Here is a 16,750-nt window from a genome sequence, read left to right on the forward strand (position 1 = left end):
GCTCACGCCACCTGCTCCACAAGCCCACCTTCAGCAGGCTCATCCACCCCACCCAGATAGGCATCCAGCACCTTCGGATCCCCCTGAACCTCCGCTGGCGTCCCACGCGCGATGACAGCGCCAAACTCCAGCACAGTCACGCGATCCGCCAGGTTCATCACAAACTCCATGTCGTGTTCCACCACCAGGATGCCCAGCCCCTCGGCGCGCAGTTGGTCGAGTAGCGTCGCGAGCGCACGCTTCTCCAGGTGACGCAGTCCAGCCGCCGGCTCGTCCAGCAGCAGCACCGCCGGATTGCCCGCCAGCGCGCGTGCGATCTCGACCACGCGCTGTTGGCCCAGCGCCAGCGAACCTGCCGGTACCTCCGCGAACTCGCTCAGGCCGCAGCGCTCGATCTGCTGGCGTGCTTGCGCAAGCAGCGCGGCCTCCTCGGCACGGTCGAGCCGCAGCATCGAGGCGATCCAGCCGCGCTGCCCGCGCCGGTGCGCGCCCAGCGCGACGTTCTCGATCACGCGCCGCTGGCCCAGCAGGCGCACATGCTGGAAGGTGCGGCCGAGGCCCAGCGCCGCGAAGGCACGCGAGGGCTGGCCGGTCATGGGCCGGTCCATCAGCCGCACCTCGCCTTCGGTGGGATCGTCCACCCCCGAGATCATGTTGAAGAAGGTGCTCTTGCCGGCGCCGTTGGGTCCGATCAGCGCATGGATCTCGCCGGCCTTCACATCGAGGCTGACGGCATCGTTGGCCACCAGCCCGCCGAAGCGCTTGGTGACGGCCTTGGCCTCCAGCACGACCTGGCCGCGCGGTGGCAATGCGGTCTCGGGCAGTGCGAGCACGTGGCGCGGCGGCCGCACCGCAGCCGGCTTCAGGAACCGCCCGCCGATGCGTGCCAGCGTCGGCCACAGCCCATCGGCGAAGCGCTGCAGCACGACGAGCATCAACAGCCCGAAGACGATCACCTCGAAGTTGCCGCTCGATCCGAGCAGCTGCGGCAGGATGTCCTGCAGCTGCTCCTTCAGCAGCGTGATCAGCGCGGCGCCGAGCACCGCGCCCCACAGGTGGCCGGCGCCGCCGACGACCGCCATGAACAGGTACTCGATGCCGATATTGAGGTTGAAGGGTGTCGGGTTGATGAAGCGCTGCAGGTGCGCATAGAGCCAGCCGGACACCGCCGCCAGCAGCGCCGCCAGCACGAAGACCTTGATGCGGTAGCGGCCCGTGTCCACGCCCATCGACTCGGCCATCACGCGGCCGCCCTTCAGCGCGCGAATGGCACGTCCCTCGCGCGAATCCAGCAGGTTGTGCAGCGCCCAGAGCGCCAGCAGCAGCACGCCCCAGATGACAAGGCCGAGCGAGCGCGGCGAAGCGAAGGAGATGCCTGCGACTGCGATTGCCGGCACGCCGGCCACGCCAGTATGGCCGCCGAGGAACTCGAGATTGCCGAACAGGAAATAGAAGCTCAGCCCCCAGGCGATGGTGCACAGCGGCAGGTAGTGGCCGGACAGGCGCAGCGTGATCGCGCCCAGGCACCAGGCGATGACGAAGGTCACGACGATGCCGAAGAGCAGCCCGATCCACGGGAGCAGCGCCGGGCTGATGCCACCCAGCGCGGAGGCGGCCATCGGCGAGGTGCAGATCCACGCGGTTGCGTAGGCGCCGGTGCCGACGAAAGCGGCTTGCCCGAAGGAGGTCATGCCGCCGACACCGGTGAGCATCACGAGGCCGGCCGCCACCAAGGCGTAGAGACCGATGTAGCTGAGCACGGTGACCGAGAAGTCGGGCAGGAAGCTCCAGGCCACTGCGAGGGCGACGATGAAGGCCAGGGTCAGATGCCGGCGGGTCATTGGCAAACCTCCCGACGGCTTGTCGCTTCAGCCTGCGAGCCGGCGGGGTCTTGGACTTTGAGAACACTCATGGTAGTGCTCGCTTCCCCTCGCTTGCGCCCTCTCCCTCGGGGAGTGGGCTGGGGTGAGGGCGCTTTGGCTGTCGATTCGTACTGTGCGCTCGTTCGGAGGCTGGAGCCGGGGCGTCGTCCCGGCAGCCGAGTCACTTTCTTTTGCTTCGCCAAAAGAAAGTAACCAAAGAAAAGGCGACCCCACTGGCCGCGACCCTCCGCTTCGCTGCGGGCAACCTGCGGTGCTCGCTTTTCGCGGGGTCCGCGCAAACTCGCTGCGCTCAAACACGCGCGGCCCTGATCCGCGAAAAGCTCCGCTCCTCGGCGCGGCCAGAGGGGATTTGAACTCCAACGCGCCATGGCGCGTCCTTCTGTGGAGTGCAGATCGGCGTGAACTCTGGGTCCTCGCTCACGTCGACACTCGCGCACACGCACACGCACACGCACAGGTGCAGGCACATGCTCGTGCTCGTGCTCGTGCTCGTGCTCGTGCTCGTGCTCGTGCTCGTGCTCGTGCTCGTGCTCGTAGCGATGCACATGCGCGTGCTCCCGTTCGCACGCATACGCACGCACCTGTTCGAGGCCTCGCGCAGCGAGGCCGTCGGTGGCCGAGCGAAGCAATGGCCCGACTGGTCCCCCATCCCCTCTGCGCGTGCCGAGGAGCGGAGCCTTTCGCGGAAAAAGGGCCGCGCGTGTTTGAGCCGCAGGCGAGTTTGCGCGGACCCCGCGAAAAGCGAGCACCGCAGGTTGCCCGTAGCGAAGCGAAGGGTCACGCGCAGTGGGGTCGCCTTTTCTTTGGTTACTTTCTTTTGGCGAAGCAAAAGAAAGTGACTCGGCCGCCGGGACGAACCCCCGGCTCCTGCCTCCGAACAAGCGCAAAGTACAAATCGAAATAGACGTGCAAATCAGAGCCCCGGTGCCGCCCCAACCCTCCCACAGAGGCCGAGAGAGCAAATCGGAAACCAGCGCGCTCATTCCTCATCCTCCACATGCCGGCTGCTCAACGAGCGCCACCACAGCACCGGGATGATCAGCGTGAACACGAAGACCTCCTTGAACGCACTCGCCCAGAAGGACGAGAAGGCCTCGAGCTGCCCCACGATCAGCGCCCCCACCAATGCCAGCGGGTAACTCGCCAGCCCGCCGACGATCGCCGCCACGAAGCCTTTCAGCCCGATCAGGAAGCCGGTGTCGTAGTAGATGGTGGTGATCGGCGCGATCAGCAGCCCGGAGACCGCGCCGATCGCTGCTGCCAGCGCGAAGCTCAGGTCGCCCGAAAGCCCGGTGGGAATGCCCATCAGCCGAGCACCGACACGATTGATCGCGGTCGCGCGCAGCGCCTTGCCCACGATCGAGCGTTCGAAGAACAGGAACATCAAGACCACCAGCGCAGCCGTGACCGCCACGACCACCAGCGACTGGCCGGTGACCGCGACTCCGCCCAGGTCTACCCGCATCTCGGAAAAGGCCGGCGTGCGCGAGCCCTCGGCGCCGAAGAACAGCAACCCCAGGCCCACGAGCACGCCGTGCAGCGCCACCGACACGATCAGCAGCGTGAGCACGGTCGCATCGGCCAGCGGCCGGTAGGCCAGCCGGTAGAGCAGCGGGCCCAGCGGCACGATCACGGCAAACGCGGCGAGCGTCTGGGTGAACTGCGATTCGGGCCGCAGCAGCAGCACCAGCGCGCACGCCACCAGCGGCAGCACCACGCACCAGGCGAGTGTCGAAACCCAATCGACGGCCACGCCGCGCTTCCACCGCCACAGTTCGACGATGAGTGCCGCCGCAGCCAGCACCAGCAGCAGCCACAGCGTGGCAGGCACCCGGCCAGCCTGCAGCGCCACGACCGACAGCGCGCTGAAGGCCACGAATTCCCCTTGCGGGATGAAGATGACGCGGGTCACGGAGAACACCAGCACCAGGGCCAGGGCCATGAGCCCGTAGATCGCGCCGTTCACGATGCCGTCCTGCCCCAGGATCAGGGCGATTTGCAAATCCATGCATCCACTCCGACGCAGAGCGCCAAGGCTCCCATTGACTCATTGCTCCAAAACGAACGCGGCCCCCTTCGGGAAACACCGCGGAACCGGCTTTGCCGGGCCGCTGGTGTTGCCCCCGGCAGGGGTGGGCGGCTACACGAAGTGAGCCAACCTGGGGGCGAGCTTAGTCTTGCGGCTGGTACTTCCAGGCGCCGTTTTCGATCTTCACCATCACGCGCGCGCGCTGGTCCAGGCCCAGGTGGTCAGTCGGGGACATGGTGAAGATGCCATGCGCGCCGGGGACGTTCTTCACCTCTTCCAGCGCATCGCGCAGCGCGGCGCGGAAGGCCGGCGTGCCGGGCTGCGCCTTCTTCAGCGCGACAGGGATCGCGGCGTTCATGATCAGGCCGGCATCCCAGGCATGGCCGCCGAAGGTCGACACGCTGCCCTTGCCGTTGGCCGCTTCGTAGGCATTGACGTAGGCCAGCGCGGACTTCTTGAGCGGATGCGAATCGGGCAGTTGCGACGCCACCAGCATCGGGCCGGACGGCAGCAGCGTGCCCTCGACGTCCTTGCCGCCGACGCGCAGGAAGTCGGAGTTGGCGACGCCGTGGGTCTGGTAGATCTTGCCGGCGTAGCCGCGCTCCTTGAGCGTCTTCTGCGGCAGAGCGGCCGGGGTGCCGGAGCCGGCGATCAGCACGGCGTCGGGCTTGGCGGAGATGAGCTTGAGCGTCTGGCCGGTGACCGAGGTGTCGCTGCGAGCATAGCGCTCGTTGGCCACGACCTTGAGCTTTCTCAACTCGGCGGCCTTGGTGAATTCCTGGAACCAGCCTTCGCCGTAGGCGTCGGAAAAGCCGATGAAGCCGACCGTCTTCACGCCGTTGGCTGCCATGTGCTCGGCGATGGCGAGCGACATCATGATGTCGTTCTGCGGGGTCTTGAAGACCCACTTGCGCTTGGCGTCCATGGGCTCGACGATGCGCGACGAGGCGGCCATCGAAATCATCGGCACCTTCTCCTCGGCCACCACGTCGATCATGGCCAGCGAGTTGGGCGTGACGGTGGAGCCGAGCACGATGTCGACCTTGTTCTCGCTGATCAGCTTGCGCGTGTTCGACACCGCGGCCGTGGTGTCGGAGGCATCGTCGAGCACGATGTAGTTGATCTTCTGCCCGCCGATGGTCTTCGGCATGAGTGCGATGGTGTTCTTTTCGGGAATGCCGAGGGAGGCGGCGGGCCCGGTTGCCGACAAGGTGACGCCGACATTGATGTCGGCGTGCGCGGCAAAGGCCATGGCGCACAGCAGTGCCACGCCGAGGCGGGTGAAAGAACTCATGAAGGTCTCCGGTAGTTGAAAAAACGTGTGCGCTCAGCGTTCGTCGAAGGACAGCCGCACGCGCTCGGTCAGGGGGTGTGCCTGGCAGGTGAGGATAAAGCCACCCGCGACCTCATTCTTGTCGAGCGCGAAGTTGCGCTCCATCCGCACTTCCCCTTCCAGGAGCTTGGCGCGGCAGGTGCCGCACACGCCGGAGGTGCAGGAATACGGCACCTCCAGGCCGGCGGAAGACGCCGCGTCCAGGATGCTGGGCTGCCCCAGCGTGTACGGGATCTCCCGCGCGATACCGTCGCGCACGATGGTGATGCGCGCGGTCTCGGCATCGCCCGGCTGCGGCTCGTGCACGACCGCGCCTACCGTGCCGCTGGGCGACTGGGCGAGGCCGAAGCGCTCGATGTGGATGCGCTCCTCGGGCACGCCGGCCTCCAGGAGCGCGGCCTCGGCCTCGTCGTTCATCTGGAAGGGGCCGCAGACATAGACGTGGTCGATGCTGCCGGGTGCCACCAGGCCCCTGAGGAACTCGGCGATCTTCTCGCGGTTCATCAGGCCGGCGTTGATGGGCACGTCGGTGTGCTCGTCGGAGAACACGAGCTGCAGCGACAGGCGCGTCATGTAGCGGTTCTTCAGGTCCTCGATTTCTTCCTTGAACATCGTGGACCGGAGCTGCCGGTTGCCGTAGATGAGAGTGAAGCGCGAATGCGGCTCGCGCGCCAGCACCGTCTTCATGATGGAGAGGATGGGCGTGATGCCGCTGCCGCCCGCGATGCCTACGTGGTGGCGCCGTGCGTCGGGCTCAATCGGCACGAAGAAGCGGCCCTGTGGCGCCATCACCTGCAGCGTGTCGCCGGGCTGGAGGCTGCTGTTGATCCAGTTGGAGAACAGGCCCTGCTGCACCTTGCGCACGCCGACCCGCAACTCGCCGTCGTCCACCCCGGCGCAGATGGAGTAGGAGCGGCGCAGGTCCTGGCCGTCGATCTCCTTGCGCAGCGTGAGGTACTGGCCCTGGGTGAAGCCGAACACGCCGCGCAGTTCCTCCGGCACGTCGAAGGAGACGATCACCGCCTCGGCGGTGTCGGGCTCGATGCTGCGCACGCGCAGCGGGTGGAAGATGACGCTCATGGCTCAGAGGGGTTTGAAGTGCTCGAAGGGTTCGCGGCAATCGAGGCAGCGGTAGAGCGACTTGCACGCGGTGGAGCCGAAGGCCGAAAGCCGCTCCGTGTGGGCGCTTCCGCATCGCGGACAGGCCACCGGCGCGGCCGGCGGGCGGCGCACCAGGCGAATCGGCACCGCGCCGCCATGCGAGCCCGCTGCGCCTGGCGGCGCGATGCCGTATTCGCGCAGCTTGCGCTTGCCTTCGGAGCTGATCCAGTCGGTGGTCCAGGCCGGCGCGCGGCGAAGGGTCACGCGGGCCGGACCGAGCCCCGCGGCGTCGATGGCCTCGAGCACGCTGCGCTCGATCACCTCGGTGGCGGGGCAGCCGGAATAGGTGGGCGTCAGCACGATCTCGAACCCCTCCTCTCGCGGCAGGATCTCGCGCACGATGCCCAGGTCGCAGACCGACAGCGCGGGCACCTCGGGGTCGAGCACGGTGCCCAGTACCTCCCAGGCGCGTGCAATCCGAGCCTCTTCAGCAGCAGGAAGGCGCAGCGCATCCATCACCACACCCCGCCGGGATAGGCGCGCTGCAGAAACTGCATTTCGGCGAGGATGTAGCCCATGTGCTCGCTGTGCAGGCCGCGCTTGCCGGTGCTCAGGAAGGCGGATTCGGCCGGCATGGCGAGCGTGGCCTCCTCGAGCACCGAACCCATCTCGGCAAACCAGGCTTCCCGCAGCTCGGACCAGGCCGGCCCCAGGCCGCTGGCGCGCGCCTCCTCGTCGATGGCGTCCGACGCGAAGAGCTCGGGCACATAGCGCCACAGCTGGGTCAGCGCAGCCTCCATGCGCGAATGCGATTCGTCGGTGCCGTCGCCCAGGCGCACCACCCAGTCGGCCGCATGCTGCTGGTGGTAGCGCGCTTCCTTGATGGCCTTGGCCGCAATGGCTGCCACCTCGGCATCGCTCGAGGATTCAAGCCTTTCCCACAGCAGCTTGAGCAGCGTCGCGGCCATCGCGTTGCGAAGCACGCTGAAGGCGAAGTCGCCGCGCGGCAGTTCGACCAGCGTGGGGTTGAAGTAGTCGCGCTCGTCGCGCAGGAAGGCCAACTGGTCTTCATCGTGCGCGCGGCTTTCGATCTGGCCGGCGCGGGTCAGCAGCGCACGCGCCTGGCCCACGAGGTCGAGCGCCATGTTGGTCATGGCGATGTCCTCTTCCAGCACGGGCGCGTGGCCGCACCATTCGCCGAGGCGCTGCGCGAGGATCAGGCAGGTATCGCCGATGCGCAGCAGGTACTGCACGGCGGGGCTGCGGTCGAGTTCGATGGATGCTTGCATGGCGTCACGTCACATGTGGTCGACCGATTTCGGCAAGGCGTAGAAGGTCGGATGGCGGTAGACCTTGTCTTCCGCCGGGTCGAAGAACATGTCCTTGTCGCCGGGGTCGCTGGCGACGATCTGGTCGGAGCGCACCACCCAGACGCTGACGCCTTCCTGGCGCCGCGTGTAGACGTCTCGTGCCATCTGGAGCGCCATCTTGGGGTCGGGCGCATGCAGGCTGCCGCAATGCTTGTGGTCCAGGCCGGCCTTGCTGCGGACGAACACTTCCCAAAGCGGCCACTCATGTTCGGTTGCGGTCGCGTCGATCATGCTGCTTCCTTCAGATGATGTTGCTTGCGCGCATGGGCCAGCGCGGCATCGCGCACCCAGGCGCCCTCATCCCAGGCCTTCACCCGCGCGCCGAGCCGCTCGCGGTTGCAGGGCCCGTCACCGCCGATCACCCGCCAGAACTCGGCCCAGTCGATCAGCCCATGGTCGTTCGCCTGGCGCTCCTCGTTCCACTTCAGGTCGGGGTCGGGCAGGGTCACGCCCAGCACCTTGGCCTGCTCGACAGCGGCATCGATGAACTTCTGGCGCAGCTCGTCGTTGGTGAAGCGCTTGATGCCCCAGCGCATCGACTGCGCACTGTTGGGCGACTGGTCGTCGGGCGGACCGAACATCATGATCGAGGGCCACCACCAGCGGTTGACCGCGTCCTGCACCATCGCCTTCTGGGCCTCGGTACCGTGCTGCATCATCGTCAGCAGCGCCTCGTAGCCCTGGCGCTGATGGAAGCTCTCCTCGCGGCAGATGCGGATCATGGCGCGTGCATAGGGCGCATACGAGCAGCGGCAGATCGGCACCTGGTTCATGATCGCCGCGCCGTCGACCAGCCAGCCGATGGTGCCCATGTCGGCCCAGGTCAGCGTGGGGTAGTTGAAGATCGAGCTGTACTTGGCCTTGCCGCTGTGCAGCGCGTCCAGCATCTGGTCGCGGCTGGTGCCCAGGGTCTCGGCGGCGGCGTACAGGTAGAGGCCATGGCCTCCCTCATCCTGGACCTTGGCCAGCAGGATGGCCTTTCGTTTCAGCGTGGGGGCGCGGCTGATCCAGTTGCCCTCGGGCAGCATGCCGACGATCTCGGAATGCGCATGCTGGCTGATCTGGCGCACCAGCGTCTTGCGGTAGTGCTCGGGCATCCAGTCTTTGGCCTCGATGAAATCGCCGGCATCGATGCGATCGTCGAAGCGCTGCTGCAGGCGCATCTCCTCGGCCGAGCGCACGGCCTTGGGGCCGTCCTTGTCCTTGCCCATGGTGTCCATCGCTTGGGTGTACATGGCGTGTCCTTTCAGCAAACTCTCAGGTCTTGGGGCGTTCGTCGATCACGCGCCGGGCCTTGCCGGTCAGCGTGCGTTCGAGCGTGGCGGGGGGCTGCACCAGCACCGCGGTCGAGATGCCGACCAGGGTCTTGACGCGCTGCTGCACCCATTGGGCGATCTGGTCGCACTCGGCATCGGGGATGCCGGCGGCGCCCTGCTGCAGCTCGCAGCGCACTTCCACATGGTCCAGGTGGCCCTCGCGGCCTACCTTGATCAGGTACTGGCCCGAAAGCTTCTCGTGCGCAAGCACGATCTCCTCGATCTGCGTGGGGAACACATTGACGCCACGGATGATCAGCATGTCGTCGCTGCGCCCGACGATCTTGCCCATGCGGCGGAAGCTGCGCGAGGTGGGCGGCAAGAGGCGCGTGAGGTCGCGCGTGCGGTAGCGCACGATCGGCAGCGCCTCCTTGGTGAGCGAGGTGAAGACCAGCTCGCCCTCTTCGCCGTCAGGCAGCACCTCGCCGGTCTCGGGGTCGATGATCTCGGGATAGAAATGGTCTTCCCACACGACCGGCCCGTCCTTGCTCTCGATGCATTCGCTGGCCACGCCGGGGCCCATCACCTCCGACAGGCCGTAGATGTCGACTGCGTCCATGCCGCCCTTGTGCTCGATCTCGCGGCGCATGGCCTCGGTCCACGGCTCGGCGCCGAAGATGCCGACCTTGAGCGAGTTCTCGCGGGCATCCAGCCCCTGGCGCTGGAACTCCTCGATGATCACCTGCATGTAGCTGGGCGTGACCATGATGATGTCGGGCCGGAAGTCGCGGATCAGCTGCACCTGCTTCTCGGTCTGGCCGCCTGACATCGGGATCACGGTGCAGCCGGCGCGCTCGGCGCCGTAGTGCGCGCCCAGGCCGCCTGTGAAAAGACCGTAGCCGTAGGCCACGTGCACGATGTCGCCGGCCCGCCCGCCTGCGGCGCGGATCGAACGCGCCACGAGGTTGGCCCAATGCTCGATGTCCTGCAGGGTGTACCCCACGACGGTCGGCTTGCCGGTGGTGCCCGAGGAAGCGTGGATGCGGGCCACCTGCTCGCGCGGCACGGCGAACATGCCGAAGGGATAGTTGTCGCGCAAGTCCTTCTTGACGGTGAAAGGAAACTTCGCGACGTCGCTCAGCTGCTTCAGGTCGCCCGGATGCACGCCGCGTGCATCGAAGGCCTGACGGTAGTGCGGCACCTTGTCGTAGGCGCGCTGCAGGGTGGCCTGGAGGCGCTGCAGCTGAAGCGCGGCGATCTCGTCGCGGCTCGCGGTTTCGATGGGTTCGAGATCACCGGGCGAAGGGCGTCGGGCGGGCATGGAAATCTCCTCAAATCCTGGGGGCTGTTGCGATTCACGCCGGTGCGACCGGCTTGCCCTTGAGAGTGTAGGAACGCCCGCGGAACACCGCGACCCGCTCGCCGCGCTGGTTCAGCACCTCGGTGTCGTAGACGCCCGTGCGGCCTGTCTTCGAGACCTCGACGCAGCGCGCAAGCAGCCGATCGCCCTCACGCGCCGGTGCAACGAAGTCGATGCCGAAGCCGGATGCGACGGTGACCTCGTTGTAGGAGTTGCAGGCATAGGCGAAGGCCGAATCGGCCAGGGCCGAGATGAAGCCGCCATGGCAGATGTCGTGGCCGTTGAGCATGTCTTCGCGCACGGTCATGGTGACGTCGGCGCGGCCGGGTGCGATGGCCTCGATCTCCATGCCGAGGCCGCGCACGGCGCGGTCCCTGGCGAACATGGCATCGCGCACGCGTTCGGCGGTGTTCTGGGCGTGGGTGTCGCTCATCGGTCGAAGCTTTTTCAACGGTCGTTGAACTGCGGCAGGCGCTTGCCGCGGAAAGCCTCCACGCCTTCGCGGTAGTCGGCAGCGGCACCGAGCTCGCGCTGCATCGCGGCCTCGCGCGCCATCGCGGCGGGCAGGTCCAGCGCCTGTGCATCGGCCAGCGCCTTGCGCGTGGCGACCAGCGCGCGCACCGGCATGGCGGCCAGGCGCTGCGCCAGCGACTCGACGGCGAGGCTGAGCTCGTCGTCCTCCACACACTTCCAGATCAGGCCCATTTGCGCCGCCTCGGCCGCCGGCAGCTTGTCGCCCAGCAGGGCGAGGCCCAGCGCGCGCGCCTGCCCGACCAGGCGCGGCAGCAGCCAGCTGCCGCCGGTGTCGGGCACCAGGCCGATCTTGGTGAAGGCCTGGATGAAGCTCGCTGAGCGGCCGGCGATCACGAGGTCGCAGGCCAGCGCAAGATTGGCGCCGGCGCCGGCCGCGACGCCATGCACCTCGGCGATCACCGGCACCGGCATCGAGCGGATGCGCAGGACGAGCGGCGCGTACAGCGACTCGATCACGTGGCCCAGGTCCTTGGGGGTGGCGCCGGGCGTGAAGTCCGGCGCCACCATCGGGTCGGACAGGTCCTGGCCGGCACAGAAGGCGCGACCCACGCCGCCCAGCACGACACAGCGCACCGCGGAATCGTCCGCGGCTTCGTCGAGCGCAGCCATGAGCGCGGCATGCAGCTGCGAGGTAAAACTGTTGAGCGCCTCCGGCCGGTTGAGCTGGAGCGTGCGCACGGCGCCCGATTGCGTGCTACGTACCAAGGGTTCGTTCATCGTGGTTGCTGCTGGTGGGGTTGACGGCAGGCCATCGGCCGCAGGATGTCTCGAATAATTGACCGACCGTTCGGTTGATTATAGGATTCGCGATCTCGCCCGCGCAAGCTTTCGCCTTCGGTACTAACCCTGAGGGCGAGCGCGCGTCGACCTGTCTTCCAATCGTGAGGGAACGGATCTCATGCCCTGTTATGCGCTCGAAGGCGTGGTGCCGGTCGTCGACCCCGGCGCCTACGTGCACCCCACCGCCGTTCTGATAGGCGACGTGATCGTGGGGCCTGGCTGCTACGTCGGCCCTTGCGCCAGCCTGCGAGGCGACTTCGGGCGCATCGTGCTCGAGCGCGGCGCCAACGTGCAGGACAACTGCGTGATCCACGGCTTCCCGGACCAGGACACCGTGGTCGAGGAGGACGGCCATATCGGCCACGGCGCGGTGCTGCACAGTTGCGTGGTGCGGCGCGATGCGTTGGTGGGCATGAACGCGGTGGTGATGGACGAGGCCGAGATCGGCGAATCCGCCTTCGTCGCGGCCTGCGCCTTCGTGCCAGCCGGCATGAAGGTGCCCGCGCGCAGTCTGGTGACGGGCGTGCCGGCCCGCGTACGGCGCCAGCTCGGCGATGAAGAGGTCGCGTGGAAGCAGGAAGGCACGCGGACCTACCAGGACCTCACCAAGCGCTGCCTCGCGAGCCTGGTCGAGGTGCAGCCCCTGGCCGCGGCGGAAGAGAACCGGCCGCGCCTGCAGTCGCCTGACGTGCGTCCGCTGATCGCCACGCGGCGCGGCTGAGCCCGCTGTCTCTTTCTAATCGCTCCTCAACGCAGCTTGCGCGCACCGGCCACTGCGCGCTCGCCCTTCGGGGCCAACGCCGGCGGCAGTTCCACCGCCCGCACGCCGCCGAAGAACAGGTCGGCGACGATCTCGCCGATCGCCTCGTGGTCGAGCTCGCGGCCGGGCTTCATCCAGGTGAACATCCAGTTGATCATGCCGAAGAGCAGCATCGCCATCGGCTTGCCGAGCTTGCTCGCCGGATCCTCGCCGCGCACTTCGGCAATGGTGCGCGCGAAGGCAGCGACCACGCGCCGCTCGACGCCGACGATGCGCTGCTGATCCTCTTCTCGCAGAAAGCGCACGTCTTCGGTCAGCACGCGCTGGGCGTTCTGCGCCATCGCGTATTCGGCCACGAAGCTGCGGATCAGCGCACCGAGGCGGGCCTCGGGCGTCTCGTGTTCGCGCAGCACTTCATCCACCACCGTTTCGAGGCGCTGCACGTGCTCTTCGGCGATGCGCACGGCGAGGTCGTGCTTGTCGCGCACGTAGTGGTAGAGCGTCGCCTTGGAAACGCCGCAAGCCGCGGCCACTTCGTTCATCGACGTGCCCGCATAGCCGCGCTGCGCGAACAGCTGTGCCGCGTTCGAAAGAATCATTTCTCGCTGGCCGTCGTAGCCAGCCGGGTCACGCACGCGAGCCATCCGCAAGCGCCCTTTCCGTCGATGTTGTGCCGGCGCCGATGATGGCACGCCGCTAGAGCGCGCAGGTCCGGAACCCGAAGAACCCGTCATCCCGCTCCGGCCAGGCGAAGCCGCGTCGCTTCGGTGAACGCAGGCGTGCGCGGGTGGCGGTGGAAGCGCCGCGCAGCACGCGCGCCGTGCCGAAGGCAGGCTGCGGATCGAACTCGGTGCCTGCGCTCCAGGGGTCGGCGCGGAAGCCAGGCCAGGGCCGCAGGGTGCCGGCGGTCCACTCGTGCACATCGGCCCAGCGGAAGCCGTGCCGCACGGCGGTATGGGCGGCGATCTCCCATTCGATCTCGGTCACGAGCCGGCGCCCGGCCCAGCGCGACCAGGCATCGGCCTCCCACCAGCTCACATGCACCGCGCTCTGGTTGCCGGCCGCGCGCACGGGGCGGCCGAAGCGCTGCTGCAGCACAGAGCCGCCGCCGCCACGCCGCGCGGCGCCGATCTGCTCCACATGGCGGGGGCCACGGCGTCCCTCCGTCTGGGCAGCGAGCCAGGCCAGCCCGCCCGGCAGCCACAGCGCTTCGCGGTCGTAGCCACCGTCGTCGACGAACTCCACGTACTGGCTCCAGGTGATGGGCTGCGCATCGATCTCGAACTCCGGAACTTGCAGCATGCGTTGGCCGCGCTCCTGCGCGAAGCCAAAGCCGGACTCGTGGAGCCCGAGCGTCCAGGCGGTGGCGGGCAGCAGCAACGGCTGGTGTTCCACCGGCGCCGCTCGGGCCTCGATGCCCAGCGGCAGACCGAGGGTCTGCGCCATCACGACCAGTTGCTCGCCACGCAGGTCTTCGTGGAACAGCGCCAAGCGGTAGAAGTAAAGGCCGGCATCGGTCTCGACCGCATGCTCCAGAAGTTCAAGCGTGCTCTCCAGTGTCTCGAGCAGGTAAGCCTTGGTCATCGAGAGATCGGGCAGCTCCGGCGACCAGCGCGCCTTGGCCTCGACCTGCGACGGGTTCCACCATGCATCGGCCTGCGGCTCGATGGCGGCCAGCCGCGTCGGCCGCACAGGACAGTCGGCGCCGAAGGCGCGCTGCGTGTTGCGCGCAATCCACCATTCGGAGAACCAGCCGATGTGGCCGGCCAGCCAGAGCGGCGGATCGATGCCTTCCTGCCGCGGCACCGCGAGGCTCTGGGAGCCCAGCGCCTGCTCGTAGAGCGAGAGAAGGTGCAGCGTGTGGTTGCGCGCGTCGATCAGTGCCAGCGAGAGCAGCTCGCGGCCCGCGCGCCGCATGTCTGGCGAGTCGATGGCATGGGGAGGCGGGCCGGAGCTGCCGAAAGGCGGGCGGGACGGCGGACTCGAAGGCATGCGCTCATTATGGCCACCGCCCTCGCGCGACACGGGGGGACTTCGCAGGGTAAACCCGCCGAGTGCGCGAGCGGGCGTTCTGCGGCGGCGAGTTAACATTCCGGGCTTTGCGCCGACCCTACCCGACTGGCGCCGAACCACCCCAAAGAGACATACCTTGTCCGCATTCCTCAAGTTCGCGCTGGCCATGGACTGGATCAGCGCCCAGCTCGGCAAGCTCGCGGCATGGGCCGTCCTCGCCGCCTCCTTGATCTCCGCAGGCAACGCCTTCGTGCGCTACGGACTCGATTTGAGCTCCAATGCGTGGCTCGAGATCCAGTGGTACCTGTTCGCCGCCACGGTGATGCTCGGCGCGCCGCTGGTGCTCAAGCTCAACGAGCACGTGCGGGTGGACATCATCTACGGCAAGCTCAAGCGCAACGGGCCGGTCTACGTCGATCTCTTCGGCCTGATCTGTTTCCTGCTGCCGGTCATGGGCCTGCTGTTCTGGCTCACCCTCCCCTTCTTCCTCGGCATGCTGAGGAGCGGCGAGATGTCCGGAAACATCGGTGGCCTGATCCGCTGGCCGGCGGCGTTGATGATGCCCGTGGGTTTCGGCGCCGTGTTCCTGCAGGGCGTGGCCGAGGTGATCAAGCGCGTCGCCTACCTGCGCGGCCTGATCAAGATGGATACGCACTACGAGAAGCCGGTGCAATAAGCACCCCCCCAACCGCACCGCTTCCCAGGACAAGAAATGCAGATGGAAAATTTCGCCCCGATCATGTTTGCGGGGCTGGTGGTGATCATGCTGATCGGCTTTCCGGTGGCGTTCTCGCTGTCGGCGCTCGGCCTGCTCAGCGGCTTTGTTGCGATCGAGATGGGCTGGTTCCCGCCGGGCTTCATGGCCAACCTGCCGCTCAACGTGTTCGGCATCCTGTCCAACGAGACGCTCCTGGCGATTCCCTTCTTCACGCTGATGGGCGCGGTGCTCGAGAAGTGCGGCCTGGCCGAGGACATGCTCGACTCCATGGGCCAGCTCTTCGGCCCCGTGCGCGGCGGCCTGGGCTACTCGGTGATCATCGTGGGCTTCATCCTCGGCGCCATCACCGGCACCGTGGCCGGACAGGTGATCGCGATGGCGATGATCTCGCTGCCGGTGATGATGCGCTACGGCTACAACATGCGCTACTCCACGGGCGTGCTGGCGGCCTCGGGCACCATCACGCAGCTGGTGCCGCCTTCGCTGGTGCTGATCGTGATGGCCGACCAGCTCGGCACCGACGTGGGCCAGATGTACAAGGGCGCCTGGGGCCCGTCGATCCTGCAGGTGGCGATCTTCGCGATCTACACCTTCCTGGTCTCGCGCGTCCGCCCCAGCTACGTGCCCGGTGTGCCGGCCTCGGCGCGCACGCTGCAGGGCTGGGCGCTGTGGGCCAAGTGCCTGCGCGGCATCATCCCCTCGGCCATCCTGATCTTCGCGGTGCTGGGCTCGATGGGCGGCCTGCCCTTCATGGACCACGCCATCGCAACGCCGACCGAGGCCGGCGCAATGGGCGCTGTGGGTTCGCTGGTCCTGGCCGCCATCCACCGGCGGCTGAACTGGCCGATGCTCAAGGACGCGATGAACGGCACCATGCGGCTCACCGCCATGGTGGTCTTCATCCTGATCGGCTCGCGCGTGTTCTCGCTGGTGTTCCAGGGGGTTGACGGTGCCAGGTGGATCGAGCACATGCTCTCCGGCCTGCCAGGCGGGCAGATCGGCTTCCTGATCGCGGTCAACGTCTTCGTCTTCTTCCTGGCCTTTTTCCTCGACTTCTTCGAGATCGCCTTCATCATCCTGCCGATGCTCGGGCCGGTCGCGGCCAAGCTGGGCATCGACATGGTGTGGTTCGGCGTGCTGCTGTGCGTGAACATGCAGACCTCGTTCATGCACCCGCCCTTCGGCTTTGCGCTGTTCTATCTGCGGGGCATTGCCGACACGCTGTTCAAGAATGGCGCGCTGCCGCGCAAGGTCGATTCGCGCGACATCTATCTCGGCGCCATTCCGTGGGTCGGCCTGCAGCTGCTGCTGGTCGGCATCGTGATTTTCTTTCCGCAGACCGTCACCGTCTTCCTCGACAAGAAGGTCGTGGTCGACGTGGACAAGGTCAAGCTGGAGATGCCGGCCGACCTGATGGGGCCCGGCAACAGCGGCATCAACATGGACGACCCGTTCGGCAACAGGAAGTCCGGCGAGCCCGACGCGCTGCCGATGCCCGAGCCCGAGCCCGAGGCGCCCGCCCCGGCGCCCGGGGCTGACGGCAAGCAGTGAGCCCCGCCGAGGCGGACTGGGGTACACCGCTCGAGAGCCCCGCGTATCCGCCTTTGGTGCGG

The 16,750-nt window shown here is 67.4% G+C and carries 17 protein-coding genes; 4 read left to right on the plus strand and 13 right to left on the minus strand.

Annotated features, from left to right (window positions below; genetic code table 11):
- Positions 1–2: 2 nt before the first annotated feature.
- Positions 3–1,841, minus strand: coding sequence for a branched-chain amino acid ABC transporter ATP-binding protein/permease (locus G3W89_RS21745; protein WP_162576120.1), 1,839 nt, complete (start codon positions 1,839–1,841; stop codon positions 3–5).
- A gap of 509 nt (positions 1,842–2,350) precedes the next feature.
- On the opposite strand from G3W89_RS21745, the gene G3W89_RS21750 reads away from it, so the two are divergent.
- Entirely contained in the window at positions 2,351–2,722 is a 372-nt protein-coding gene (locus G3W89_RS21750; RefSeq protein WP_162576121.1) for a hypothetical protein, read from the plus strand.
- A 140-nt stretch (positions 2,723–2,862) separates the two neighbouring features.
- Here the strand turns inward: G3W89_RS21750 and G3W89_RS21755 are convergent, their stop codons facing one another.
- The 10 genes from G3W89_RS21755 to G3W89_RS21800 form a co-directional block, all read right to left on the minus strand.
- Complete coding sequence (locus tag G3W89_RS21755) at positions 2,863–3,891, minus strand: branched-chain amino acid ABC transporter permease (RefSeq protein ID WP_162576122.1); 1,029 nt, start codon at positions 3,889–3,891, stop codon at positions 2,863–2,865.
- Positions 3,892–4,054: 163 nt separating this feature from the next.
- A complete protein-coding gene (locus tag G3W89_RS21760) occupies positions 4,055–5,206 on the minus strand; it encodes an ABC transporter substrate-binding protein (protein WP_162576123.1) in 1,152 nt (383 codons plus the stop codon).
- A 33-nt stretch (positions 5,207–5,239) separates the two neighbouring features.
- Positions 5,240–6,325 (minus strand): 1,2-phenylacetyl-CoA epoxidase subunit PaaE, encoded by a 1,086-nt coding sequence (gene paaE, locus G3W89_RS21765; RefSeq protein ID WP_162576124.1) that lies wholly within the window; start codon positions 6,323–6,325, stop codon positions 5,240–5,242.
- A 3-nt stretch (positions 6,326–6,328) separates the two neighbouring features.
- On the minus strand, positions 6,329–6,862 hold the full coding sequence (gene paaD, locus G3W89_RS21770; RefSeq protein ID WP_162576125.1) for a 1,2-phenylacetyl-CoA epoxidase subunit PaaD: 534 nt from the start codon (positions 6,860–6,862) through the stop codon (positions 6,329–6,331).
- Positions 6,862–7,635 (minus strand): 1,2-phenylacetyl-CoA epoxidase subunit PaaC, encoded by a 774-nt coding sequence (gene paaC / locus G3W89_RS21775; protein ID WP_162576126.1) that lies wholly within the window; start codon positions 7,633–7,635, stop codon positions 6,862–6,864. The genes paaD and paaC overlap by 1 nt, the downstream gene beginning before the upstream one ends.
- A gap of 9 nt (positions 7,636–7,644) precedes the next feature.
- Positions 7,645–7,947, minus strand: a complete 303-nt coding sequence (gene paaB, locus G3W89_RS21780; protein WP_162576127.1) for a 1,2-phenylacetyl-CoA epoxidase subunit PaaB — start codon at positions 7,945–7,947, stop codon at positions 7,645–7,647.
- Positions 7,944–8,951 (minus strand): 1,2-phenylacetyl-CoA epoxidase subunit PaaA, encoded by a 1,008-nt coding sequence (gene paaA, locus G3W89_RS21785; RefSeq protein WP_162576128.1) that lies wholly within the window; start codon positions 8,949–8,951, stop codon positions 7,944–7,946. The genes paaB and paaA overlap by 4 nt, the downstream gene beginning before the upstream one ends.
- 22 nt (positions 8,952–8,973) lie before the next feature.
- Positions 8,974–10,293, minus strand: coding sequence for a phenylacetate--CoA ligase PaaK (gene paaK / locus G3W89_RS21790; RefSeq protein ID WP_162576129.1), 1,320 nt, complete (start codon positions 10,291–10,293; stop codon positions 8,974–8,976).
- 34 nt (positions 10,294–10,327) lie between these two features.
- Positions 10,328–10,765 (minus strand): hydroxyphenylacetyl-CoA thioesterase PaaI, encoded by a 438-nt coding sequence (gene paaI, locus G3W89_RS21795; protein ID WP_162576130.1) that lies wholly within the window; start codon positions 10,763–10,765, stop codon positions 10,328–10,330.
- A 14-nt stretch (positions 10,766–10,779) separates the two neighbouring features.
- Complete coding sequence (locus tag G3W89_RS21800) at positions 10,780–11,583, minus strand: enoyl-CoA hydratase-related protein (protein ID WP_162576131.1); 804 nt, start codon at positions 11,581–11,583, stop codon at positions 10,780–10,782.
- Between the two features lie 181 nt (positions 11,584–11,764).
- Here G3W89_RS21800 and paaY point away from each other — a divergent pair, with 181 nt between their 5' ends.
- Complete coding sequence (paaY, locus tag G3W89_RS21805; RefSeq protein ID WP_162576132.1) at positions 11,765–12,367, plus strand: phenylacetic acid degradation protein PaaY; 603 nt, start codon at positions 11,765–11,767, stop codon at positions 12,365–12,367.
- 26 nt (positions 12,368–12,393) lie between these two features.
- Here the strand turns inward: paaY and G3W89_RS21810 are convergent, their stop codons facing one another.
- Positions 12,394–13,050 carry a TetR/AcrR family transcriptional regulator gene (locus tag G3W89_RS21810; protein WP_162577593.1) on the minus strand — a complete coding sequence of 219 codons (657 nt, stop codon included), beginning with the start codon at positions 13,048–13,050 and terminating at the stop codon, positions 12,394–12,396.
- A gap of 52 nt (positions 13,051–13,102) precedes the next feature.
- Positions 13,103–14,398, minus strand: a complete 1,296-nt coding sequence (locus G3W89_RS21815; RefSeq protein ID WP_162576133.1) for an SUMF1/EgtB/PvdO family nonheme iron enzyme — start codon at positions 14,396–14,398, stop codon at positions 13,103–13,105.
- A 157-nt stretch (positions 14,399–14,555) separates the two neighbouring features.
- Between G3W89_RS21815 and G3W89_RS21820 the strand changes: the two genes are divergently transcribed.
- Positions 14,556–15,095: a TRAP transporter small permease subunit gene (locus tag G3W89_RS21820; RefSeq protein ID WP_162576134.1), complete on the plus strand. Its 540-nt coding sequence runs from the start codon at positions 14,556–14,558 to the stop codon at positions 15,093–15,095.
- A gap of 36 nt (positions 15,096–15,131) precedes the next feature.
- Positions 15,132–16,688 (plus strand): TRAP transporter large permease, encoded by a 1,557-nt coding sequence (locus tag G3W89_RS21825; RefSeq protein WP_162576135.1) that lies wholly within the window; start codon positions 15,132–15,134, stop codon positions 16,686–16,688.
- Positions 16,689–16,750: the final 62 nt, after the last annotated feature.

Source organism: Variovorax sp. PBL-H6 (assembly GCF_901827155.1).
Lineage (GTDB): Bacteria > Pseudomonadota > Gammaproteobacteria > Burkholderiales > Burkholderiaceae_C > Variovorax.